This window comes from Chitinophaga silvatica, assembly GCF_003419895.1.
Lineage (GTDB): Bacteria > Bacteroidota > Bacteroidia > Chitinophagales > Chitinophagaceae > Chitinophaga > Chitinophaga silvatica.
The window spans coordinates 315,634-337,367 of the sequence record NZ_QPMM01000009.1 but is presented as its reverse complement, the minus strand read 5'-3'; the positions used below and the strand labels follow the sequence as shown (position 1 = coordinate 337,367).

Here is a 21,734-nt window from a genome sequence, read left to right as displayed (position 1 = left end):
ATATATTACTATCTTTGAAAACAGATGTCGAATTTGATCAGTTGATTATCTGTTTACACAATTTATTTTATAGTCTCGATTGAACATAATTAGTAATTTAGCTTTTCCCAATCATTACCTATTTCAGTGTTGTAATGAGCAACTGTAAAAATACTTAATCTCCATTTTCGTCATTAAGTTCCTGTATAAAATCAGGATGTCCTATCACCCACCCTTCAATCGTTCTACTTCTTACATGATACCATATCCAGGTTTTTTCTTCAATAGTTACTTTTTTATTATTAACTCCAACAAAACCTACTCTGTCTCTGGTTTCTAAAGTACCAAGTAGTTTTGAAGTTGTATCTGGCGATTCATAAATTTTTAGTGGAGCGAATACTATTAAAAGCAAATCTCCATGATGCTCCATTTGGGGAATATTGAATTTTATTTGAGGAAATACCTGTATTAAATCATTCAAATTCTTCATAAATGCGGCCAAATATGCATCCATACCGTCAGCAGGAATATCAGTTATTTTGTATTGCTTATCATCCTTATTTCGAGTGAACCAAATAAGCGCCTTACCTGGCATATAAACCTGGTAAGAATCATAGCTATCATAATTGTATTTATGAACAATTTTTCCATCTTTCAAAAAGTAAAAACTCGAAGTTCCATAAGCTGCGCCACCATCTTCAAAGGTTGTATATTCTAATTTAACAGGAGCACCATTCTTGTAATTCAAGACTATAAATAAAGTATCAGTAGATTTAGTTGGTGGCAGATATGAATCCAAAATTGGTAAATCTGCATTATCTATATTCTCTATTTCCTTTACTATCGGATCTACGAACTCAGAATGACCATCTTGAGGCTTAGACTGTATAGTATCTTTTTGTGGTTGTTTGGTTACATTATTGCTCTGGCAGGAAATAATTCCTGCTGAAGACAGTAATAGGACTAATTGAAATAATTTCATGGTAATAGGTCTGATCTAATTAACTTAACGTAAATATCTTTTTCTTCCAGCTTTTACATATTTCACAAATTCAGAAGAACAGGCTTCAAATTCAATAAAATTGTCTCTGCCTTGTTGTAAGGTCATACGATTAACAGGACTATGTTTATTTAACTCCTTAATGCCATCATCTTCCCAGTAACAGTTTGGACAAATATCCCATCCAATATGAGCCTCTATGGTTCTGTAGCCACAACATTCACACTTATCGTATAAAATGGGTTCTCCAACTACCATATAATTTTTATTATAAAGAGTTTTCAATTCATCTTCGATATATTCATTTGTTGCACACAGCAATTTCTTTATCAAATAATCTACAATCTTATGATTGAAAATCTCACTCAATGAATCTACTTGTTTAACCTCTTCTTCTGGCGTTTCATCATAAAACAAAATTTCTTTTACTATATCTCTGCGGCGTTGTATGCTAAGAGCCATTAATTCTTTCCATGCGACAAGTTGCATGGCTTCATTTCTTTCTATAAGGATTGTTGTTTCCATGGTGTGGTGTAGTTAATTGTGACATTTGATAAGTTGATCTACCATATGGACATCAAATTCATACAGTCTAACATTATATTCCATATTCTGCATTTATTGTCTCTACAAATTGAATCAAAGCCCTTCTAAATAAACCCGGAGACAGGAATTCTTCAAATACTTTATTACTACGCAAATCCTTCCATACTAGTCTTTCTCTTTCCATATATGGCTCGTCTACTATAATACAAGATATTTTATCTCTGAAACTATCTTCACCTATTTCATCCAGCCAAAACTGATTACGTATCATTCCAAGATTTAAACGATGTAATTCTATAAACTGTCGTACGCCTTTCGGAGGAATGGTATCTGCAATAAATACATCATGTAATTCATAAAACAGACATTCTTTAGTTAGATTTTCAGATCCTAAATATTCATAAAGTTTTCTCTGGCCTATAAACTCCCTCATGTAAGCAACTACAATAGAAATAGTAGTAAGTTCCTCAAAAGAACCTAATTTTCTACCGTTAATAATGAATCGGAAGTTTCCATAAATAAAGTTTCGATCATTATCTTTGAAATTATGATCGATTTCATACTCGATCCCGATACCGTTTTTATAATTCATAATTCATCGTCAATTTCTTTAAAAATGTAGTTCCTGTAACTCTTTCCAGCTTAGTTCCAATAGGTAGATCTATATATGGAATGATTGCAGGATCATAAGAAGTAATGGAAGCAGTCCATGCTTTTAAATTTTTCCTTCTTCTTCATATCTTCTGTAATTCTAAATAAACGTGTCACTAAATAATTTAACTTAGGCTAAAGAATCAAAAAACGTCCATCATCAGTAGGTATTTGACTAACATTCTTTATCGATCCATTTGGGCTCACCATAATCCATGTATACGGATTCATTTCATTATTACTTATAATAAGTTCAGTGCACCATTTAGTGCTACAGAAAAGTGCGAGTTCTTTGATATCCATTTCAATATTTGTATAAACATTAAGAGTAATATTAAAATCACCAGTTAACTCTTCTTGCTCCAGCAATATATCTGCTGTATTAGAGCAATTGATATTTAACCAGGATACTGAAACATTGTGAAAATAAATTTGAATTACAGATATTACTTCTGTTTTTTCTAAATATTTTCCAGCGATTAAACTATACATTTGATTTGGTATAAATGTTGGAATTACATCTCTTAACTTTCATTTAATAAAACCTCCAGGCATCCAACTTTAGCTCGCTAAGTCCATAAGTACCATTTACTCCTGGATAAATTTCTTCAACAATTACCTTAATTGTATCTCTGTTTCCACTTATATTGTATAGAGGCCTGTAAGAGAAATCTATAATCTGGAGCTTGTATGTATTTTCAAGAATAATGGCCGAATCAAGTACTTCCTGATTTATGGCTAAAGACATTTTCTTTATGCCACCCGATTTCTCCCAGTTATGATAACTACTCCTGTCACCATTAAAGATTTCTAACTTACTCACAGAAATAAGAGTGTCGTTCCGTCGCCCAGCGATTCCCGGAAACCAAATTATTATCATAAAGGTATCCCGGCCACTAAATTTGCTCTTAACAGAAGTAGTTAAGCAATAGTCATTAAGCTTTTTTATGTCATCAGATACTAAGCCATCACGAACTCTGTGTACTGTGAAGTCTTCAGCTGTGAATGCATCATCATCTCCAATACCAAAATTAGAATCTTCCTCGAAATTCATTGTATCTGATTCAATAGTATTGACTGAAATTTTATTTAATTGCCGAATAGGCTCCTCTACTTCCTCAACAGGAATTATAATGGGTTCTTTTACCGAAATACTATCAGCTTTAGAAGTTGTATGAGAATTATTGCAACTAAATATTGCTAGTAAGATCAGAGTTGCTCCAATAAATTTTGATATATGCATAAGTTAGAAAATTAGGCTATCCACTTTTATCTCATACTTTTTTTCTTCACCATCTTCCCTATCAGCCGGATAATAGAATAGATAAGTTAACACACCTTTATCATTTTTAAAATAAAACTCTCCGGGATCATAATAAGTCGATGCCAAATATACCTGCTTCTTGTTCACATCAAATACAAGAGCATAAGCAATCCGTGCAAACTTCCCAACAGCATCAATTGGGCTCCCCTCTATAACATAATAATTTTTATCTGTAGTATACTGATACACGATCTCATCACTCAAATCGAGATCTATACCTGCTGTAGTGAAGTTGCCTTCATCAATTCTAGTTGTATCGAACTTTTTGCCATCAAAATAATATGAAGTAAATGTAGAATCAGGTATGGAGGTAGATTCCCTAAAAAATCTGGTTGATTTTACTTCCAGCCTATGCTCACCAAAAGTATATTGGTAGGTTACTGTTTCATAGTTATCTTGCTGATCTGTTGATTTATTGAGAACTGCTTTCCATTTGGTGCCAAAAGCTGAATCAAACTTATATGTTCGATATATAAACTTATCCAGAGAATCTTCTGGTATAGTCATCAAGCCCCCATTATCCTGCTTAACCTCAGTATGAGTAACAGTATCAACAGTAGTAACACTATCCTGTAACACTTTCCGGGCCGAATTTTGGCAACCTGCAACTAATAGAATAAAAATCGAGTAATATAATGGTTGCCAATTAAATAGGTGTCTCATAATTATATAGGGATATTTTATTTGATCTCTCACGATTCATCATACCCAAATCTACACTCAATTAATCGTTCGTTCATAAAGATATAAACAGCAAGTAAACCATACTTTCATTATGGTATGTATAGATCTTCTTTGTTCCTGTATGGGTAATAGTCCATTTAACATTCTCAAATTTTTGAAGGAATTCAGTTTTCTGATAGTCCAAGTGTTACACCATTTTCCGTAATAAATGATGAATCTGAAACTGTCATAGATAAATAATCTTTGAATGGGCGAATTAAAGATTTAAGAGTTACAATATCATAATCGTCCTTCGCACCGCCATTGGCATGGCGTAATGTTGAAGATGATTTATGTTGTTGGACTTTGATAGTATCTCCTATTGCTGATTGGGGTTGCTGATGCCGAACCTCATTACAAGCTACTAGAATACCAACTAGTCCGACCAATGCTATTTTAATAATTCTCAACACAGAAGGCATTTATAGCTATTTCTCCTCTAATCTTAAATAATTAGAGTACTTATTCCAAGCCTCTTCAAACTCTTCTTTTAAAATTTCAAAAGGCAAAAACTCTGTATTCTCCGCTATTTCATCAAGAGATGGAACAGGCATTTCTCCTAAAGCAGCCCCTCCGAACTCAAAGTTCTGAGATGCTAATCCAAAGCTCTCATCAATATAAATCTCTATTTTCCGCACTTCATATCTTTCAGAATCGATTTCACTGTAAAATAGGATGGGGTCATCTTCAACATCATGAATCCAGGTAACTTTGATGTATTTCATAAGTATTTATCTTGTATAGGTACTAGCAATTGGATTAAACCTCTTTACCAGAAGCTAATAACTGCAATTTAATTCCATCATCAACCCTATAACATAATATTAATTTCATTTCCTTGTAATTAAAAGTATAGAATAAGGAATCAAAGTCATCCACAATATCAATAAAGCCAATGTTTAGTTCCATCTCGAGGAAATTAACCAGTTTATAGAAGGCACTGAAAGTGCAATCATCAATTAATTTGGCAGAATAAACAATGTTGATATGATCTTTCTGCATAAAATGTTATTTACAATTTAAGCTCTCTCTAACTTTCACGGCATTCTCGATTGCAAACCCATTTTTTCTAGAATATTTGCAGACCAATATTTCTCTTTTATGATACTTTTCCTTTTCGTCGGCCTTTATGATATCTATAGTTGGTGTAAGGTAGAAATTGTCGGCATAAATGATTTCATCGAAGTGGAATTGTTCCCATGATTCATTAGGGCAGTGTATAAAGAAAATAGTTCCATTAAGTATTGGTAGATTGCAGTCATCGCCTGCAACCTGGCTAATCATCATCCGCATAAAGTCTCTAAAATCTATTTCTCTATTGAAATGATACTTATTCATATTAAGTGAGGTATCAATTTCCGGAAGCAGGGCCTCCACACTATAATAAGCCCCACCTGAGGAGTAATATTTATTTACTTTAAAATTATTGCTATTTCCATAATAAACTAAATAATCAGAATCTTTAACGTATTTTGACTTCAAGTAGTTATGGATACAAGTTTCAAATTCATCATAAATCTTTTCACTATCAAGTCTCTGCCCCAATAATGTAATAGTACTAGCGAAAAAAACAATGCTTAATAACAGGCTATTTTTCATATTATACAAATACTCAAAATTTAAATTCTGTTTAAAACAGGTCAAAATCTTCATCATCAAAATCTAATTCCACCTTACCAAACTTATGTGTAACCAGATTATACTCTATGGTAAAAGTATGATCTGAAGGTCTGGAGGAATTTAATGCCTCATTAATAAATGACAACTTTAGCTTTACAATATTTTCTTTTTTAACATAATTTCCTTCTATAAAACCTCCAATGTATAGTAAGTCTTTATTTTGGACGTTTGAATAGTAAACAGAATCCAGGGAAAGTTTATGATTGTAGACCCATAAATCTAATGCAAAACATTTCAGATCAGCATCCTCCTTATTGATTCTATATTCACCAGTCAATTGCTTCATATAGATGCCCGAATCGAGGTTGAATCTTGTAATTTCACATTGGCATCCCGATTTTGGGTCTTTATATTTCACAACAACGGTTTTTAATTGAGTATTAACTTTCTGTGAATCAACTATTTCGCCATTCGGTTGAATTAAAAACTTTGTGGTTCTCGACTTTTCATGACGGGTTCCATCAATCATTCTTCCTACTGCATATTCAATAATTTCAAATGTTGAGTCACTAATAACTTTGTAAGTTCTTTTAAAAAATCCATTGCTGGTATCTGCCCCGCAATCTATACTCAGATCCTGGGAAGAAATACTTTGCACTGTATTTGAATTAACAGTCACCAGATACTTACCCGAACACGACATTCTATCTGTGTAACTCAAAACTATAACCCGCACACTATCATTTAAGTTATAATAAGAATCACCATATACTCTTCCGCCATTAGAAATATAGGAATTATAAGCGCCAATTCTTATAAGTTGGTTCATATTAAGTTCCGACTTATGGTCTATTGTATCCCAAATATTGTCGGGAGAAGACTTTGCAACATTCTTATCTTGTGCTACTTCAACGCAGGAAATACAGTAACATAATAATAGTGAGAGGATTAAGAACGCGTTTACTCTGTCTTTCATTAGGTTTTAGGAATATAGACTATAAGTTACCCAATATTTGGGAATTAAGCTTAGTGGTGAGTAACTTAAAAGTAAAAGAATATGTGTGGAGGTTAATGTGAATGGTTATTAAAGAATCAACAAACTTTCATCAAACCACACATCTTCATATGTCTCATCAAACAAAAATCGCCATCCAGGTGCTAAACCTAAATATTGAAGTACTTTAGGCATAGTTTCCAGTAAATGATGAATATGTAGCGGACTAAAAAAATCAGAAGCTTCTGAAAATTCTTCTCCTCCCCAAATATACCAACCAGCCGAATGTACAGCTTTAACGGGATGTCGTAATCCGTTAACTGGCCATAGGAGTTCTTTAGCAAAAGTATTCATTGCCACGCCGATTATTTGCTCAAATGGAGAAGCTAAATATTGGGCATTATATCTTGAACAGAGCTACCTTTTCTGGATGATTATTTTTTGTTCTAGTCCAAAAATTTTGTTGGTCATTTTATAGGGAATAGATATACTTCTAACTAATAAACTATTTTAATTGATTATCATATAATTTCCATCACTACTAATTGGGAATATAATATTCTTAACAACTAATGATGCGGCTACTATTTTATTATTATCAATAAAAATACGTGCATAAATTTCATCATTCGCACAGTGCTTGCACATTTCTTCACAAATTCCTTCTACTAAAACAATTTTTGCAGCTCTCACCCCAACATCATTTCCATCCCAACGTAATTCTTCGAATAAACCATATTTGTGTAACCAACAATCACCATATTTAAACTGTACAGTCCAGTTTTGGAATTGTCTACAATTTGGGCAAGCGACATTCTGCAACATTAATAAGTTAAATGTTCCCATAGTCAAAGTCTTTAATTTACTATCGATATAGTTTATAAGCTAATAAAAGCATAATTATTATACTCAGCCCAAAGTAAAAAATAATTTGATAGATATCGGTTAAGCCCCAGAAGACCAGACACAAGATAATAGGAATTAATATTACAGCTATTTTGGAAATCCGATTAATCAATATTGCCAATAATGATCCTACAACAAGAGTATAAATTCTCACCTTGGTAGTGCATATTTAACTACTGAAATAAAAGTAACAACGGATCTTTTCGTAACTAAATTCTTTTGAATCTTTTCTTTTGTAAGAATATGCTTATTCTCATAATCAAATTCATTCTTAAATTTTAAGTTATCGAAATATATTTTAAGATTGTCATTTCTCAGATATGCAACAATCTCACCTCCTTCCCCATCTACTAATTCCAGGTCATTCCTCTTAGAAATTAATTCTAAAAATCCCATTCCAACCTTAATATTATCCTGAGTATGATAGTCAGGATCATTTGTTAATATCTCATATACTTCCTTGGTCGCTGGATCTGCTTGAAGAGAGACAAATCTATCTATTGAATTATAAAGGATTAATCCAAGGCTAAATTCGCCTGCTTCATCGGCAAAGTCTTGTCGCTTTGTTTTTAGATAACCAGCCTTAGTAACTTTATCTAATCGGGTTTTGAAATCTATCCTTCCAACACCTTGTTTGGAGATTAATTTTGGGTCTCCATTAGAAAATATGAGCAGGGTTAAGGTGAATATAGCGAGTAATTTCATTTATTCAATTTTTAACTATCTTAAACGGCTTACATCTGCAGAACAGTAGAATATCCCAAAGCACTTCTTACAGATCCCATTAAATTTCGAGACTCTCCAAATTTTATCACACTTTCATTAAGGACAATATTTTCTGAAGGGTTATATGCTATTTTCATAAGTTATGAGATAGTTCGTCTTATCAATTTTCATATAAAATACGTTGAGCTATCGTGTAGTTTACTCTCAAATCATCTTTGACATCTATTGGCATATGAATAGTATCTGTTCTTACTATTGAAAGATGACTTCCAGTAATTTTATACATTTTAAGTTTATACAAGTAGGTTGTATCATTAATATACAGAGGGGTATCGGAAAGCAAAAAGGTCGACTTTTTTTCATCAATCCAAACCAATTCCATAGAAGTGCGAATATCGTTTGCTAGGATTTGTTGAGATGCCAGATTTAAGACATATACAGACATAAAATCATTCATTCCTATCAACGGCAACACCAGGATACTATCGTGTATAAGTCCGTAATTCGATTTTCTAAAGGAATGGCCATTTAGAATACCTACAGAAATATTTGGGAATATAACATCCGAATAATCAAAATATTTAAAACATAAATCTCTTTCGGATGCAAAATGATTCAAATAGTACTTTAAACATATTTCACCATCTGTCTGAGGAGTAGCTGTAAGCCTTAAGATTGAATCTTTTACATTAAAATGTTCAATGCTGTCGGTCGATTGGGTATTGGATGATTTTCCTATTGTTGTACTCCTATTCTGACAACTCAACACAGTCAGCAATATTAATAAGGACAAGGAAAGCTTGATATCTATAAACTTCATATTAATTCTTAAGGAGTAATTGTAGTTCTTCTTCGGGGCGTACCTTATATCTCCATTCATTTTCTTCGTCCTGTTCCAGAAAGGTTAGTTTAATATCGCTGAATCTCGATTTTAAGGTCAATAACTCATAGATTGGGAAATTACCAGCACTCCAATTCATTTTATATCCAACAAACCCGAATTTCATCCACATTTCGCGCAGCGATTTATAGATATCAAGCAGTAGTGTATCCAGGGTCAAATATTCACTTACTATCGCAAGTTGATATTTTTCATTTTCAGGAGAGTGTTCTACAATTTCAATATTCAAATTGAAACCATCAGATGTCTGAATATGCCAACAGTAATTTATAAAATCATTGTACCACCAAACCATGGATGAAAATGGAAGCAATTGTTGTTTATCTGCCGACTCATTAAGCTTATCAATCTGAAAGAAAACATTCAATAATTCCTGAAACTTATCTCCTTGATCTGAACTATGCCCTATAGTCTGGTTATTGTTGTGTCTGTATATCTTAGCAATTATATAGTCTATACATGAAATTTCAAACTTTAATTGCATGGTGATTTTTCAACAAAAATTGATTTACAAAACTATAAATCAAAAGCTTAAGGGGAATTATTTTATCTTGACAACTTTAACACTACTCAAATAACGCAGAATAGATGGTTCCAATATTTACGACAAGGCCAACACCAATTGCAAATAAAATCAAACTAAATTTAAAGAATAGCAGATTCCCGGTATCCACAATAATTCTACTAAAATCATTGTCGTAGTAAACATCTACTTTCTTACGCAATTGATTTTTAGTGAACTTTTCTTCATCGGAAGTTTTTGTATGTATAACACTTTCTTTGTCTGCAAATCTAACTATAGGGGAGTATACAGTATCTTCATCCCAATTTTTTCCTTCTTCATAACCAATAATAATTCCTTTTGTATAATTTGAGTGCTTCATTATACGTTTTGTTTCTACATATTGGTCGATCAATTTTCTGATCATTGCAGTATATAATAAATAGTCGATAAGCCCTAAGCCCACGAAAGTTATTATATAGTCTTTAATCCAATTCATTTCGTGGTTAGAATTTGAATGTAGTTATATAACCATCTTGTACAAATAGAATTAGTCACCAATAAGATCTAAGTCTGTTTCATTATTATATACATCACTAAGAAAAGCTATTAACATTTCTGTTTCTTTACTGACATCATTACCTGCAGATTTGCTTTCTACCTCCAATAATTCTTTCAAAATTCTGGCATGTTGGAAAGTTAATATAGTAGTGCCATAATTATCAATATAGACACCTGTTTTCTTCTGAAATTGAGCAATTATAGTATCTTCAATAGAATTATACAATTGATCTGTGATTTGAAAACGTAGATTCCTGGTGTCTTTTCTTTTGTAAATATCTATTGCCATACAATAGTAAAAATAAATTCATTAGTTAACATTAGGGTTATACTGGTAACACGATTCAATATCTACACAGTAATACTATCATCAATCCACTAAACACCTTAGTTTTTTCGACAGCAGGACTCAATAGTTCTATGATCTCTCCAAAATGGCACTGGTCCAATTTTTTTGAAGAATTGAGTTACAAATTTTATTAATACATCAACTATTCTCAAGCGCTATTATTTCGTCTTTGTCATCTGAACTTCTTGTTCTTTGGCAAATATCTGTGCTTAGAAATCTTTTATCCTTTTTTCTTCGTTTATCCACATTCCTATAATAGGAGGAATAAACAATATAATTTTTATTCATTTCAAATGGATATCCACAATCACCTTTTCCCATACCAGTAATAACAGTGAGAGTATCGCTTTTGACTTTTCCTTTATAAGCTTTAGTAACAAGAAATTTTAACTTTACTTGTTGAAATAGCATTTGCGGGTATAGCGGATCTGAAAGATCAATTATTTCTTTCGATAATACCTTGCCCACAAATACCACATCCGAATTTTTTAATCCACTTTCTACAGAATTAAAACCAATACAGCTGCAACAAAATGATTTTAAGGTAAATAGGATTAATAAAACAGTTGCGCATAAGTATTTCATAACGGGTATATTAATTATCAAGCTTTCTTAAAGATTTCCAATTATGTTAATAATTCTATTACATACAAAATAAAAGACGACAGGAATCAGTATAATTAATAATAAAGCCAACACCCAGTTCTTTTTGATTCTATTTTTCAAACTTATAAAAATAGTACCCAGGATAATAATGGTAGTTATTAAAGCAATAATTAATACAGAATCAATCGCACCGCCCATCACTTTCACTTGCTATTAATACAGATAATGGTAAGCCTCCTCCCGAAAGAAACATTGCCAGATTCATTTCGTTATCCAAGGCATACCAACCAATGTCCATTCCCTGATAAACATCCTCCATTGTAGTCATATATTTTAATTAAGATATAATGCAACCAGAAAATTCATTAATAAAACTTCCGTCTCCAGGAATTTTAACTCTATATTTAGTTCTTCCTCAAACTCTACTATCTTCTCATAAAGTATCGGACCATGAGATCTAATTATTAAAAACTCGATTGTCGACTTCTTATCTTGTGTATTTAATGTAATGGAAAGCACAGGGCCATATTCGTCATAGTAACTATCTTCGCGTGCTTGATAATTTAAGGCTATTACTTCTATAATGAATTGAACTTTTTGTTTTTCATAATGCTTTTCTAGTCTGACATTGACATCCAGGATACTTTTCAACACAAGTTCAGCTCTAAATCTTGCCACCAGGTGATCTACGAATAAACCTAAGGTTTTATCCAATTCGTTCATAAACAATCTATTAGAAGTTGCAATTCATTGATGTTTAATTATATAATGCTCAAATTTATTCCAAAAGCCCCCGTCAAAAACAGCATACTCATCTAATTTTAATAGTTTCCCTACCTCCAGGCTTTTAGCCAGGTTAATAGGAGGTGTATTTTGTAATTCCATTATTTTAAGATACAAAATCTCAAATGCCATTTCGTATTCGTCGTAAGTTAAATACATTGTTATTGTATTAATAGCTTCCTGATCCAAATACACTTGTACCTTTGATAAAACTTCCACGATAAAATCAGTTACAAATTGCCAGTCAATTTTCTCAACTTCCATCCATTAAATTTTAAACTCATTCTAAATTAATAACTTGACTCTGGTATTACTTCATTAAAATCAAACCTGCATCTACCACACTTCGACAGATAATTTCCTATATTAAAATACCAGTTAGATCGTTTTAAATCAACACAAAACCTTAAATCATCTACTTGTTCTAAGACTAAACATTTATCAGTTTTAATTAAGGTTGTAGGAGATATGAGATATGATCTGATATTCAATGAATCACTAAGATTTAACTCTAGCAAACCATCATTGTCCTGATCTGTGATCAGATTCTCTTTCACCTTCCAGGTAGCGCCAGAAATGTTTGCTTTCTCATTCAGACATATAACATGATTTCTGTTGGTTATATTAAACACTATTAAATAGCATGTGAGAACCCTGCCATTACTTGCATCCAGAATCTTAAGGCATAAATAATCATCATTACCTTGTTTGAAGGTAAAGAGTTTGTGAACAATGGCTACAATCTGATTCTTAACAATTTTATTTAAATCGAACTTTTGATTATTTATTATTAAGGTATCAGAGACATTATCCCTAAACATCCTTAAAGAAAAACTGGGGGCTTTATGTTTTATGTTGAAAGTTTTATTAATTATCCATGTTTTCAAAGACAAAAAAGTATCTATAACAGGAAAATTCTCATATTCTTTACTAGATAATGAAGGATGTACTTTAATTTCTTTAACCAAATCAGTTCGTTCTTTTAAGCAGATTTGGTTAAAACTACATAAGGCTTGGGCTGAAGCCTTACTGGGGATAAAGGATAATACTAATAAAAGTAACACAAACTTTTTTATAGGGATTAAATTTTGGGAATTCATTATTTGATGTATTTTAAATTCTTATTTGATCATTGGCAAATGAATTAAGTTTCAACATTTTTATCTGGTGGGCTAATTTCAATTCGCAATTTCTCTCCTGGATTATAAGCTCGACTTTTGTTTATAAGCAGAAAAAAAGCTTGGATTCCTAGCCAGATAAAAATAAAAATTCAATAAGATCATGACAAAAAACAAGCCCAAATACGATAACTTCATCCTAGTCTGATTCCATCTTGATGTTGTTATTGCAATAATAGCCATTAAGCAAATAAATAAAGCTAATGGTACCAAAACGTAATAGAACCCCATAACAAGTTCAATATCGTCTTCAAAAAGATTACTAATCAACATACTTGAAATAGAATCAAGTACTATCTAAATAACCCACAATAGAAAAATTCTAACAATAGTTTTTATCCTATTTCAATTTTTGTCTAATGTTGTATTGTTATGAAAATTAGCCATAACTCTTTACTTTTAAGGAATACTTTATGATCTTTTAAAGGCTCTCATACCATCCTAACTATATTATTTACTAACAGATTCGAACTTAATTCCAGTCAATCCCAAAGTAACAATTGAGTCTTTCAACCGCTCACTAATAATTACTGTATTATTAAACCCTTTTACCCTCACTATATCTAAATTCCCCAATAAATCATCATTAACTACCATAACAAAAAAACTACTAAACTCTCCCGCCAGATCAGGTCTAATAGAGTCGTTCTCTTCAAACAATGTAAAGTCCGAGCTTTCCCTATCTATGCAATCAACTTCATTTAAAATAATGACTACATAGTAATCGGTATCCTGCTCACCAATTATACTTACAGGTAATAACTGTACCTCATTCTCCTTTAACATTTTGGCCGATTTACTATTACAAATCAGCACGTCAAATGCAGCAAACGTTAAATCGAGTGCCACTCCATTTTCTGCAACTTCAATAAACAAGGGTAAATCACTAACCGTAACCGGACCCACTGAATTATACTCCCAGACATCAACTTCAATTTGCGGAGAAGTTAACTCACCTAAAAACCATCTTCCGTTTATAGATAAATCATCCACCAATCTATAATGGGTCATAAAGTATTATCATATATTTTAATAATCATATAATTTCAGTTACTTTGAAGCTTCATTCATTTATATCATTTTGGATCTTCATACACATTATTCCAAAACTTTATATAATGATAAATACTATCTCTCTCAATTCTTGAAAAACGTTTTAAAATGAGTCTATGATTGGAATCAATTAACACAGAGTCCAAAAAATCTCTCAGCAACGTTTTTCTCATTTTAGAAATTGATGGTTGATACAACGTCCTGACTTCATTATAATTATGACATGATAGGCAACTCACTTCAACTAATTCATTTCCCGTTCTTAGATTCACTTCATTGCTACATGAGAATATAAAAATAATAAATAAGAAAACTGCAGCTGTTCTAATAAACTTATTTTCAATGTTGTAATGAATCATCTCATGAAAGTTTTGCCAACAAATGAAATCTTGCCATATCAAATCTAATTATCTGTTTCCAGGTTAGGTCTATTTCATTATTGGTATTATTTAACTAAAAAATATTCAATTATCCCATAGGGTTCTTTTTTCAAAAATTACGGAGTCTGATATTAAAAAATGAGATTAGAAGAGCTTTCAATACCTAGAGTTATTTTAAAGGACTAATAAACGCTTCTCGACCTTTTCCGCCAAAATCCATCCCAATTGACCAAATTCGTCATCATCTAACTCCGTCAATGTTCCTAAAAAAATTATAGTTCCATCTTTAGAATATGATATCCCACCCTCTTCAGTGAAATCATTTTTAGTAGATTGATAACCTTCGGCAAAACTTCGTAATATACAACCATCACAATATTTATCTGTTGGATGATGTAAAGTCTTGCACTCTCTATTCTTACAATAGGATACTGCTGATTTTAATTCATCAATAGATACAGCAAACTCTTCTAGAAATTCACCTATACTATTTCTGGCATTAGCATAAAACAAAGTATTAAAAACAGTTAACCTTCTCCCTAAGAGAACAGGTTGTCCAAATCCTCTAACTTCATTTCGCTCTATTAAATTCATAAATTATGAATTAGCAAGTGGTACGACATTCTCAATTTTATATTTTGGATGTTATTTTAATTTTATTACTTCGAAAAAATATATCAAAACTTCAATTCCAGAATCTCTCCATTTTCTTTAATTCGGAATTTTCTTTTTGTTATTTGGGGATTTTCCATGTCCTCATCACCTTTGGCATACAGTCTCTCTTCAATAGCAAAGGTAGTATCATTAATATGTTGAAAATTCGTTCTGACATTCTCTGTACTTGCATCAATATCACAATCTGTACTGATCACTTTATATTCAATCCCAGTTTCTGATCTTGAGTTTACAGTTACCAATAATTTCTTTATACAAACACGTTTATCATTAAAACTCAAAATAACTACTCGTAAGCTGTCGCTTATACTATAATATGATTCTCCCCAGGATTCCTCTTCTCCAGTCATATAAAGTTCACTGAATCCTAATTTTTTAATTTGTTCAGTATTAAGTGGAAATTTACTACTAATACTATCCCAGATACTATAGGACGCTGGCTCAATAAATTTAGGGGTAGCTATAGATTCTATTGATGTAGAATCAACTTTTCCTTTAATCCTTGATTGTGGTGATTCATTACAAGAACTGAAGCTACAAATTAAGAAGAGCAATAATATTGTTTTTAGCATTTCGTGGCAATAGGTAGTAAATTAAATAGTAAGAGCATAGAATAAATTAAAAACGTCTTATCATAAGAGTCGATTTATATTTCAGGAAAAGGTATAACCTAATTTCAAGAAAAAAACAGTTAATTTTTAACGCTGTCGGCTCAACTCTTCTATATACAATTCTGCATCATAGAAAGTTAAATCATCATTATACTTTAATTGTACTAAACATTTTTCTATTGTAAAAAAACCTAATTCAGTATCTTCAACATATTTGCCAATCCCAACTACTAAGTAATAACGGAGACCTTTAATTATATCATAGTCCACAATATACTAAATGACCTGAATATTATCTTTTGGGCTCAAAATTAGTTCAGTATAAATATTAGTATCAATATTAGATATAGATACACTGAATTCATTTTCACCACTCATGGTGTAATTCCTATGGTTTAAATAACTAAATAAGTCTAAACGCAACTTTTCAAGAGTAAAACTTTATTCTATGTTTAAAATAATCTCAAAATATAACCATTCTTACTTTTAGATTATTATACTATGTGGTTACTAAATCCACCAAACATCACCAGTTTATTCTCTTACCACAGGAAATCCATTAATAATTAAGTGCGCATTTTCTCATTAATATATCTAGAAATCTAGTATCATACTTTATTCTTCTAATTCCATTATTTGTTCCGTCTTTTGGGATAGTCTGAAATTCTTTGCTTTTACAATTTAATGTAAGCCAGTCGACGGTTAATCGATCGTTACTTACTGTATCAACAAGCATTATTTTAATAGAAAGTACTGAATCTTTTGCGTCTTCAATTACCGCTGTTAATTCTTCCTTTTCAAATCCATTGTCTACAGGAAATTTATATAAACTCCTATGAAATAGTGTATTAATAATTGCCCCACAATCCAACGTATCCTTATTCTCAACCAGTAAGGAACTATCTGACTGCAATTTGGATATATCACTGGCAACAGGTACCTGGGCAGGCGCAGGATTAAGCAAGACCTCTTTTGATGAATCAAAATTCTGGTTACTCGATTCTTTATCAGCTATTCTCTGATTACAGCAAATAAAAAAAACAGATAGAATAATTATTACAAAACTATGCTTCATAAATTATTGTTTAGGAATAAGGCTCTTACTTATCAATTACTGAATTACCGAGGTTCCAAAAATTTCATTGTCCTATTCTATATTATTCATGAACTCTTATTTTTAAAACAGGGAATGGAATTCATCTTTCCAGATCGAATCCCGACATCAATAATTGATTTGTGAAGAAATCCGTTAAAGAGTCTTCCTTTTTCTCAATAGAAATATCCCCTTCATAATAAAAATACACAGGTGGATTATATCCCTCATCAATACAAAAAAAAGCAAATTGATAACCTTGGTGAGCCCAAAACACAAAAGCATTATCAGGTAAAGAAAGTCCATGATCTGATAGCAGATCCACAAAATCAGGTTTTATAATATAAAGCTCATTTAAAAAAACTGACGATCCTTGCATATACTTCCCAGCTCCTTTACCCATAGAATATAAAAACTCCTTATACGCAGGAGGAAATTTCAAGTCAAAATTGCATTCCAGTCTTTTCACTTCAGATATACTGCAACCCTTTAATTTCATTTTTTGTCTCAACAAGTATTGCGTAATTGAATGAATATCCATAATAAAGCTTCATTTAAAATCCATACATATGCACACAGAATTCTCTCGCTTATTTTTTACAACTCTCTTTATATCAGAGTACCGACATATAAGTAATTACACCTTCATTAACAAGTAAAAAAAAACACCTTTTGAGCTGAGGATAGTACTCTTTGAATAAATACAAATAACATGGCAAAAATTAGGAGTTACTTTAACATCATCTTCCATCAAGACTCGATATAAGGAAATACAATATATCCAAAATATTCCTTCAAATCGGAACTTGTAAAAAACATAAAGCATTCTGATTGAAATTGAATTGTATGAATCATTACTTCAGTGGAACTACACCTACGCATACTATCTAACACGTTATCAAACTGTTCTAATTGTTCTCGTGTTCTTTCTCCAATACCACGCCGCAATGAATATAAGCTGTAAACTTCCTCTCTATTTGCAATGGTTCTTCTATAATTTAAAAATTCTAATAAATGGCCATAAAATTTGTCGTTACTTCCAACCGTAAATAAAATTGTCTCTAAAAATTTCTTAAATAAATTTTCATTAGTAGTCTGCAGCATATAAATATCATTCGTTTTTTTAGTGTGATTATTTTAGTTTAGCTCAAGTAATGAGCGTACGTGATATTATAGATATGAATCTCCATTTATTGCATATTCTTTATCAATCCCTCCCATCACTGCTAACTTAAGGTAACGTTTGGGCTTTGTCATTTATCTATTAACATTCGATACATTAAGACATTCTCACCTCAAGATATTCCTCCAAAAAAGTTCTAATTTCTGGTGTTGTCTCTACTGATAGCCCTTTCTTCACAGCGGAAAATGTCTTTTCATTTACAGGAGCCCTTAAAGTAAGCTTCATAATTTGATCATAAAAACCTTCATACCATTCAGACGGCTTGCCTAGCAAAAAGATCCTTTCCAATATTTCACTACACTCTTCAGTGTCATTATCCAACACATCAGGTACCCATTCGAATAAATACTTCGCATGATTCATATTTTCCAGGTCAACTGATTTACCAAAATATTCCACAAAATAATTTAGTAGATGCAAATCAACACGAGTAAAATCAACATTTGTAACTCTGGTTTCCACTAAAAGCAATACTTCTAAAAGATAAAAATCATCATTATCAGTCGCTGTCTTAATCCACTCGTAAAATACTGATTCCAGATCCGATTCTTTCTTAAGAATATTAGCATATTCATCAATGCAAAGAGTTCTTAATTTTTCTATTTCACGTAAGTCTATTTCTCTCCGTAAATCATCATAAGTCACAGCTCCCATTTGAACTTTTCTCATAAGAAACTCATATTTCTTAGACTCAGATTCAAATTGATTAAGATACTTTGAAATATTTCTATCCATATTATTTTTTTTCAAAATTGATATTATTCCTGTTTAGAAATATTTATTCCACAAATATTATCTTAAATCTAAAAGAACCCTTCTCTTGTTCTTCTAGAAGTCTCTTTACTAATTCTATTTTCTCATCTTCCGTAACTTTAACCTTCTCAAATGGTGGCTCCCAACAATTGATTGCGCTTAGACTTGCATAAAATGCAGACAGTGCCAATTCTCCTTTAATATTCAAAACACGATGGTCATATTCTATCAAAATGTATGAGCGCGTTCCTGTAATTTTCATGTATACCTATTAAAATAGTTTTCTCATTTAAAGCTTTAGAATCAATAGTTATTATCTCCGTTACATCTTTATTGTTTTCTAATGCTAGCAAAAAACCCGTCGATCTTCGCATTTTGAAATCCGATATTTATAACTTATCGAATTCCCTTTACCTTTTCATCTTTCTCCTTACTATTAAACCCATAACGATAGCCTCACATCAACACTATATTGCTGCTCCTACCAGAATTAACGAGTTATCAGCCATTGCACAACATAACTCCGTGACGCCCTCATCACACTTCGATTCAATACTAACTAACCAACTATATTAACAAACCCATCTAGGTGAAGCTCAGATTTTAAAAACTCAAATAAAGTATTAAATTCTATAATTTCTCCTGACTCATAAAATACAGTAACAGGAGGGTTATCACTTCCCATTACAAAATAAGCGTAGATATACCCTTGATGCATCCAGAATACAAATGCATCTGATGGCAGTGGTTTCAAATTAGATTCTCTTATAGTTTCTTCAGCATAAGAACTTAATAAGAATATATCTTTATAAAACACATTCGTTCCTCGCATATAGGAACCAGCTCCCCTACCCATTAGCAGTAAAAAATCCTTATAAACCTGGGGAAGTGTAAGCTTGAAATGATCTTCCAAAGAAATTACTTCATCTGCAGTACACGGTTCTAGTTCCATACCCTTTCCCTTTAGGTAACTGGCTATATCATAAACATCATTAATTTGTAATATGCTATTCATTTGGTTCTGTGAATTTTATATTGATATTTGGATATGTACTTTGATATTGTACTATTTTTGTCTTATCAGTACCTACGCACATAGCTCAATTTTCTTATTTTCCATCTTTTTAGCAACACGAAAAAGACCAAGCCGATCGGCAGCACAAACAGACAACAATATTATATTTTGGGTAGCCCAATTCAGCTTAGATGTAATTCTAGTATTGTCAGTAACAATTTTACCTACATAATTCCCAGCAGCATTACAAATCCAAACCTTTCCAGAAGCCTAATTGTGCTGCTAGTCCTTCTAGCTACCAGATAGCATCAAAGTATAGTTGCTAAAAGATAGCTCATTTTTACGCAGTCTCATACTAGCAGATGATCTATCGTTGACACACATTGCAATAAATACATTGTGTTGGTATTGTTTGTGAGATTGGTGGTATTGGGTAATCCATTTTTACACTTGGTGGAGGTTTCGAACAAGCCTTTTAACTCCCTACCAAGTGATTGCCATCACTGCAATATCTTCATAGGAATGTGGAGTTATCTTTTTAATCAACTGCTTTCATTTATTAGGGAATAAATACAAATTATTTTTGTAATACAAGTCATTGCTCTAAATAATAGCTTCTAGTATGTGGCAATCCCCATCCTCCATCTTCTGTAAACGAAGATTTAGAAAATGTATCTAAACCAGGTAATGGTATACTATTTTCAATCATTAGGGTAATTACTTTTCTTAATGGAGACAATGTTTCATCACTAAATCCATCAACCTTAGAATATAAATTGGCTCTTCCTATCCATATAGTTTCATCAATTATTTCACAAATAAAAATTGGCAAAGTTCTATAACAATTAACAAGTGACTTAAATTGATCGGGAGTTAATTCAGGTATATCCTCATTATTATAATAGGGGCTTAATACATCTTTCGTATTAAATCCAGCAGTCAAATTTTCCCATAAATCCAACCGTTCATCCTCACTTGTAAATTCCCAAATTTGGGCTATAACCTTATCTAGAATTTCACTTTTAATTTTGTATTTATCAAGTGCAAGTTCTAGACACCTACATGCAAATGCAAGTCTAGCTTTAATTGAAAGCAATTTTATACTCTCATAATATATACTACTCATTATCCTTTTTAGGTTTATCAGAAAAAATTACTTAACAATTATTACAAGGACCTATAGTACATAATTTTCTAAATTATTTCTAATATTTAATCGTTGTAATTCTGTACAATTTAAAGTAGGCCATTTCTTTTTTGAAATTTCTGAAAGATGGAATTGCAATATTCAATCAAATACTTCTTTAAACCTATTCGTTCCAGGAATCCTCTCCATCTTAGTTCCTATAGGCATTAACAAATAAGGGATTATTGTTGGATCATAATTAGCAATTGTATTAACGTTATAAACTCCACTATTTTTAGTGTTATTAGTATACTCCTGACCTTCATCTCCTTCAAAAAATCTCCAGCCGCTATCTAATTCATTTATTGGTTTTTCTCTATACATATAACCAATTTTCATTCCATCGACTGTAATTTTGTCTGTTGCCAAAGCCCCTCCCATTGGAGGGATTAAATCAACAATCTCTTTTGCTGACAATTTAAACTTTTTATTCATT

32 protein-coding genes and 1 pseudogene are annotated in these 21,734 nt (G+C 31.7%); all 33 read right to left on the bottom strand.

Features of this window, described 5'->3' with window-relative positions:
- Window positions 1-154 precede the first annotated feature (154 nt).
- The 33 genes and pseudogenes from DVR12_RS17850 to DVR12_RS17670 all read right to left on the bottom strand — a co-directional run bounded on the left by DVR12_RS17850 (window position 155) and on the right by DVR12_RS17670 (window position 21,733).
- Complete coding sequence (locus DVR12_RS17850) at window positions 155-961, bottom strand: SH3 domain-containing protein (protein ID WP_116977147.1); 807 nt, start codon at window positions 959-961, stop codon at window positions 155-157.
- A gap of 24 nt (window positions 962-985) precedes the next feature.
- Window positions 986-1,504, bottom strand: a complete 519-nt coding sequence (locus DVR12_RS17845) for a CPCC family cysteine-rich protein (protein WP_116977146.1) — start codon at window positions 1,502-1,504, stop codon at window positions 986-988.
- Window positions 1,505-1,577: 73 nt separating this feature from the next.
- Window positions 1,578-2,117: an Imm42 family immunity protein gene (locus DVR12_RS17840; protein ID WP_116977145.1), complete on the bottom strand. Its 540-nt coding sequence runs from the start codon at window positions 2,115-2,117 to the stop codon at window positions 1,578-1,580.
- A 194-nt stretch (window positions 2,118-2,311) separates the two neighbouring features.
- Window positions 2,312-2,668, bottom strand: a complete 357-nt coding sequence (locus DVR12_RS17835; RefSeq protein ID WP_116977144.1) for a hypothetical protein — start codon at window positions 2,666-2,668, stop codon at window positions 2,312-2,314.
- A 43-nt stretch (window positions 2,669-2,711) separates the two neighbouring features.
- Window positions 2,712-3,419 (bottom strand): hypothetical protein, encoded by a 708-nt coding sequence (locus DVR12_RS17830; RefSeq protein WP_116977143.1) that lies wholly within the window; start codon window positions 3,417-3,419, stop codon window positions 2,712-2,714.
- Window positions 3,420-3,422: 3 nt separating this feature from the next.
- On the bottom strand, window positions 3,423-4,163 hold the full coding sequence (locus tag DVR12_RS17825) for a hypothetical protein (RefSeq protein WP_116977142.1): 741 nt from the start codon (window positions 4,161-4,163) through the stop codon (window positions 3,423-3,425).
- 185 nt (window positions 4,164-4,348) lie between these two features.
- Complete coding sequence (locus DVR12_RS17820) at window positions 4,349-4,645, bottom strand: hypothetical protein (protein WP_116977141.1); 297 nt, start codon at window positions 4,643-4,645, stop codon at window positions 4,349-4,351.
- Window positions 4,646-4,651: 6 nt separating this feature from the next.
- A complete protein-coding gene (locus tag DVR12_RS17815) occupies window positions 4,652-4,948 on the bottom strand; it encodes a DUF6881 domain-containing protein (protein ID WP_116977140.1) in 297 nt (98 codons plus the stop codon).
- A 34-nt stretch (window positions 4,949-4,982) separates the two neighbouring features.
- Window positions 4,983-5,225: a hypothetical protein gene (locus DVR12_RS17810; protein WP_116977139.1), complete on the bottom strand. Its 243-nt coding sequence runs from the start codon at window positions 5,223-5,225 to the stop codon at window positions 4,983-4,985.
- 6 nt (window positions 5,226-5,231) lie between these two features.
- Window positions 5,232-5,822 carry a hypothetical protein gene (locus tag DVR12_RS17805; RefSeq protein ID WP_147323482.1) on the bottom strand — a complete coding sequence of 197 codons (591 nt, stop codon included), beginning with the start codon at window positions 5,820-5,822 and terminating at the stop codon, window positions 5,232-5,234.
- A 31-nt stretch (window positions 5,823-5,853) separates the two neighbouring features.
- Window positions 5,854-6,819 (bottom strand): hypothetical protein, encoded by a 966-nt coding sequence (locus DVR12_RS17800; RefSeq protein WP_116977137.1) that lies wholly within the window; start codon window positions 6,817-6,819, stop codon window positions 5,854-5,856.
- 108 nt (window positions 6,820-6,927) lie between these two features.
- Window positions 6,928-7,242, bottom strand: a pseudogene (locus DVR12_RS17795) (immunity protein Imm33 domain-containing protein); the annotation flags it as partial.
- A 105-nt stretch (window positions 7,243-7,347) separates the two neighbouring features.
- The gene (locus tag DVR12_RS17790; RefSeq protein WP_116977135.1) at window positions 7,348-7,683 is read right to left on the bottom strand and encodes a hypothetical protein; all 336 of its coding nucleotides are present in this window, start codon (window positions 7,681-7,683) and stop codon (window positions 7,348-7,350) included.
- A 210-nt stretch (window positions 7,684-7,893) separates the two neighbouring features.
- Window positions 7,894-8,448 carry a hypothetical protein gene (locus tag DVR12_RS17785; RefSeq protein ID WP_116977134.1) on the bottom strand — a complete coding sequence of 185 codons (555 nt, stop codon included), beginning with the start codon at window positions 8,446-8,448 and terminating at the stop codon, window positions 7,894-7,896.
- Window positions 8,449-8,629: 181 nt separating this feature from the next.
- Window positions 8,630-9,289: a hypothetical protein gene (locus DVR12_RS17780; protein WP_116977133.1), complete on the bottom strand. Its 660-nt coding sequence runs from the start codon at window positions 9,287-9,289 to the stop codon at window positions 8,630-8,632.
- 1 nt (window position 9,290) lies between these two features.
- A complete protein-coding gene (locus DVR12_RS17775) occupies window positions 9,291-9,854 on the bottom strand; it encodes a hypothetical protein (protein ID WP_116977132.1) in 564 nt (187 codons plus the stop codon).
- A gap of 82 nt (window positions 9,855-9,936) precedes the next feature.
- Window positions 9,937-10,371: a hypothetical protein gene (locus DVR12_RS17770; RefSeq protein ID WP_116977131.1), complete on the bottom strand. Its 435-nt coding sequence runs from the start codon at window positions 10,369-10,371 to the stop codon at window positions 9,937-9,939.
- A 51-nt stretch (window positions 10,372-10,422) separates the two neighbouring features.
- Window positions 10,423-10,722: a hypothetical protein gene (locus DVR12_RS17765; RefSeq protein ID WP_116977130.1), complete on the bottom strand. Its 300-nt coding sequence runs from the start codon at window positions 10,720-10,722 to the stop codon at window positions 10,423-10,425.
- Between the two features lie 198 nt (window positions 10,723-10,920).
- Window positions 10,921-11,367 carry a hypothetical protein gene (locus DVR12_RS17760; protein WP_116977129.1) on the bottom strand — a complete coding sequence of 149 codons (447 nt, stop codon included), beginning with the start codon at window positions 11,365-11,367 and terminating at the stop codon, window positions 10,921-10,923.
- Between the two features lie 202 nt (window positions 11,368-11,569).
- Window positions 11,570-11,716, bottom strand: a complete 147-nt coding sequence (locus tag DVR12_RS27615) for a hypothetical protein (protein ID WP_158563298.1) — start codon at window positions 11,714-11,716, stop codon at window positions 11,570-11,572.
- Between the two features lie 5 nt (window positions 11,717-11,721).
- Window positions 11,722-12,111 carry a hypothetical protein gene (locus DVR12_RS17750; RefSeq protein ID WP_116977127.1) on the bottom strand — a complete coding sequence of 130 codons (390 nt, stop codon included), beginning with the start codon at window positions 12,109-12,111 and terminating at the stop codon, window positions 11,722-11,724.
- 24 nt (window positions 12,112-12,135) lie between these two features.
- A complete protein-coding gene (locus DVR12_RS17745; RefSeq protein ID WP_116977126.1) occupies window positions 12,136-12,435 on the bottom strand; it encodes a hypothetical protein in 300 nt (99 codons plus the stop codon).
- A 26-nt stretch (window positions 12,436-12,461) separates the two neighbouring features.
- A complete protein-coding gene (locus DVR12_RS17740) occupies window positions 12,462-13,271 on the bottom strand; it encodes a hypothetical protein (RefSeq protein WP_147323481.1) in 810 nt (269 codons plus the stop codon).
- A 528-nt stretch (window positions 13,272-13,799) separates the two neighbouring features.
- Window positions 13,800-14,360, bottom strand: coding sequence for an imm11 family protein (locus DVR12_RS17730; RefSeq protein ID WP_116977123.1), 561 nt, complete (start codon window positions 14,358-14,360; stop codon window positions 13,800-13,802).
- Window positions 14,361-14,956: 596 nt separating this feature from the next.
- Complete coding sequence (locus tag DVR12_RS17720) at window positions 14,957-15,376, bottom strand: hypothetical protein (protein ID WP_116977121.1); 420 nt, start codon at window positions 15,374-15,376, stop codon at window positions 14,957-14,959.
- An 83-nt stretch (window positions 15,377-15,459) separates the two neighbouring features.
- Window positions 15,460-16,029, bottom strand: a complete 570-nt coding sequence (locus DVR12_RS17715) for a hypothetical protein (RefSeq protein ID WP_116977120.1) — start codon at window positions 16,027-16,029, stop codon at window positions 15,460-15,462.
- A gap of 598 nt (window positions 16,030-16,627) precedes the next feature.
- The gene (locus DVR12_RS17705) at window positions 16,628-17,143 is read right to left on the bottom strand and encodes a hypothetical protein (RefSeq protein WP_116977118.1); all 516 of its coding nucleotides are present in this window, start codon (window positions 17,141-17,143) and stop codon (window positions 16,628-16,630) included.
- Window positions 17,144-17,264: 121 nt separating this feature from the next.
- Window positions 17,265-17,702: an SMI1/KNR4 family protein gene (locus tag DVR12_RS17700; protein WP_116977117.1), complete on the bottom strand. Its 438-nt coding sequence runs from the start codon at window positions 17,700-17,702 to the stop codon at window positions 17,265-17,267.
- 738 nt (window positions 17,703-18,440) lie between these two features.
- The gene (locus DVR12_RS17690; RefSeq protein WP_116977115.1) at window positions 18,441-19,079 is read right to left on the bottom strand and encodes a hypothetical protein; all 639 of its coding nucleotides are present in this window, start codon (window positions 19,077-19,079) and stop codon (window positions 18,441-18,443) included.
- Between the two features lie 43 nt (window positions 19,080-19,122).
- Window positions 19,123-19,359, bottom strand: coding sequence for an Imm74 family immunity protein (locus tag DVR12_RS17685; protein ID WP_116977114.1), 237 nt, complete (start codon window positions 19,357-19,359; stop codon window positions 19,123-19,125).
- Window positions 19,360-19,656: 297 nt separating this feature from the next.
- Window positions 19,657-20,112 (bottom strand): SMI1/KNR4 family protein, encoded by a 456-nt coding sequence (locus DVR12_RS17680; RefSeq protein ID WP_116977113.1) that lies wholly within the window; start codon window positions 20,110-20,112, stop codon window positions 19,657-19,659.
- 595 nt (window positions 20,113-20,707) lie between these two features.
- Window positions 20,708-21,238, bottom strand: coding sequence for a hypothetical protein (locus DVR12_RS17675; protein ID WP_116977112.1), 531 nt, complete (start codon window positions 21,236-21,238; stop codon window positions 20,708-20,710).
- A gap of 162 nt (window positions 21,239-21,400) precedes the next feature.
- The gene (locus DVR12_RS17670; protein ID WP_116977111.1) at window positions 21,401-21,733 is read right to left on the bottom strand and encodes a DUF2185 domain-containing protein; all 333 of its coding nucleotides are present in this window, start codon (window positions 21,731-21,733) and stop codon (window positions 21,401-21,403) included.
- Window position 21,734: the final 1 nt, after the last annotated feature.

Excerpts from the sequence above, each read along its gene's own strand:
- DVR12_RS17825 (WP_116977142.1), bottom strand. The coding sequence starts at position 4,163 with ATGAGACACCTATTTAATTGGCAACCATTATATTACTCGATTTTTATT.
- DVR12_RS17705 (WP_116977118.1), bottom strand. The coding sequence starts at position 17,143 with ATGAAGCATAGTTTTGTAATAATTATTCTATCTGTTTTTTTTATTTGC.
- DVR12_RS17790 (WP_116977135.1), bottom strand. The coding sequence starts at position 7,683 with ATGGGAACATTTAACTTATTAATGTTGCAGAATGTCGCTTGCCCAAAT.
- DVR12_RS17775 (WP_116977132.1), bottom strand. The coding sequence starts at position 9,854 with ATGCAATTAAAGTTTGAAATTTCATGTATAGACTATATAATTGCTAAG.
- DVR12_RS17750 (WP_116977127.1), bottom strand. The coding sequence starts at position 12,111 with ATGAACGAATTGGATAAAACCTTAGGTTTATTCGTAGATCACCTGGTG.
- DVR12_RS17800 (WP_116977137.1), bottom strand. The coding sequence starts at position 6,819 with ATGAAAGACAGAGTAAACGCGTTCTTAATCCTCTCACTATTATTATGT.
- DVR12_RS17780 (WP_116977133.1), bottom strand. The coding sequence starts at position 9,289 with ATGAAGTTTATAGATATCAAGCTTTCCTTGTCCTTATTAATATTGCTG.
- DVR12_RS17700 (WP_116977117.1), bottom strand. The coding sequence starts at position 17,702 with ATGGATATTCATTCAATTACGCAATACTTGTTGAGACAAAAAATGAAA.
- DVR12_RS17745 (WP_116977126.1), bottom strand. The coding sequence starts at position 12,435 with ATGGAAGTTGAGAAAATTGACTGGCAATTTGTAACTGATTTTATCGTG.
- DVR12_RS17765 (WP_116977130.1), bottom strand. The coding sequence starts at position 10,722 with ATGGCAATAGATATTTACAAAAGAAAAGACACCAGGAATCTACGTTTT.
- DVR12_RS17715 (WP_116977120.1), bottom strand. The coding sequence starts at position 16,029 with ATGCTAAAAACAATATTATTGCTCTTCTTAATTTGTAGCTTCAGTTCT.
- DVR12_RS17675 (WP_116977112.1), bottom strand. The coding sequence starts at position 21,238 with ATGAGTAGTATATATTATGAGAGTATAAAATTGCTTTCAATTAAAGCT.
- DVR12_RS17760 (WP_116977129.1), bottom strand. The coding sequence starts at position 11,367 with ATGAAATACTTATGCGCAACTGTTTTATTAATCCTATTTACCTTAAAA.
- DVR12_RS17810 (WP_116977139.1), bottom strand. The coding sequence starts at position 5,225 with ATGCAGAAAGATCATATCAACATTGTTTATTCTGCCAAATTAATTGAT.
- DVR12_RS27615 (WP_158563298.1), bottom strand. The coding sequence starts at position 11,716 with ATGACTACAATGGAGGATGTTTATCAGGGAATGGACATTGGTTGGTAT.
- DVR12_RS17850 (WP_116977147.1), bottom strand. The coding sequence starts at position 961 with ATGAAATTATTTCAATTAGTCCTATTACTGTCTTCAGCAGGAATTATT.
- DVR12_RS17845 (WP_116977146.1), bottom strand. The coding sequence starts at position 1,504 with ATGGAAACAACAATCCTTATAGAAAGAAATGAAGCCATGCAACTTGTC.
- DVR12_RS17685 (WP_116977114.1), bottom strand. The coding sequence starts at position 19,359 with ATGAAAATTACAGGAACGCGCTCATACATTTTGATAGAATATGACCAT.
- DVR12_RS17830 (WP_116977143.1), bottom strand. The coding sequence starts at position 3,419 with ATGCATATATCAAAATTTATTGGAGCAACTCTGATCTTACTAGCAATA.
- DVR12_RS17835 (WP_116977144.1), bottom strand. The coding sequence starts at position 2,668 with ATGTATAGTTTAATCGCTGGAAAATATTTAGAAAAAACAGAAGTAATA.
- DVR12_RS17730 (WP_116977123.1), bottom strand. The coding sequence starts at position 14,360 with ATGACCCATTATAGATTGGTGGATGATTTATCTATAAACGGAAGATGG.
- DVR12_RS17805 (WP_147323482.1), bottom strand. The coding sequence starts at position 5,822 with ATGAAAAATAGCCTGTTATTAAGCATTGTTTTTTTCGCTAGTACTATT.
- DVR12_RS17785 (WP_116977134.1), bottom strand. The coding sequence starts at position 8,448 with ATGAAATTACTCGCTATATTCACCTTAACCCTGCTCATATTTTCTAAT.
- DVR12_RS17840 (WP_116977145.1), bottom strand. The coding sequence starts at position 2,117 with ATGAATTATAAAAACGGTATCGGGATCGAGTATGAAATCGATCATAAT.
- DVR12_RS17820 (WP_116977141.1), bottom strand. The coding sequence starts at position 4,645 with ATGCCTTCTGTGTTGAGAATTATTAAAATAGCATTGGTCGGACTAGTT.
- DVR12_RS17720 (WP_116977121.1), bottom strand. The coding sequence starts at position 15,376 with ATGAATTTAATAGAGCGAAATGAAGTTAGAGGATTTGGACAACCTGTT.
- DVR12_RS17770 (WP_116977131.1), bottom strand. The coding sequence starts at position 10,371 with ATGAATTGGATTAAAGACTATATAATAACTTTCGTGGGCTTAGGGCTT.
- DVR12_RS17740 (WP_147323481.1), bottom strand. The coding sequence starts at position 13,271 with ATGAATTCCCAAAATTTAATCCCTATAAAAAAGTTTGTGTTACTTTTA.
- DVR12_RS17670 (WP_116977111.1), bottom strand. The coding sequence starts at position 21,733 with ATGAATAAAAAGTTTAAATTGTCAGCAAAAGAGATTGTTGATTTAATC.
- DVR12_RS17690 (WP_116977115.1), bottom strand. The coding sequence starts at position 19,079 with ATGGATAGAAATATTTCAAAGTATCTTAATCAATTTGAATCTGAGTCT.
- DVR12_RS17680 (WP_116977113.1), bottom strand. The coding sequence starts at position 20,112 with ATGAATAGCATATTACAAATTAATGATGTTTATGATATAGCCAGTTAC.
- DVR12_RS17815 (WP_116977140.1), bottom strand. The coding sequence starts at position 4,948 with ATGAAATACATCAAAGTTACCTGGATTCATGATGTTGAAGATGACCCC.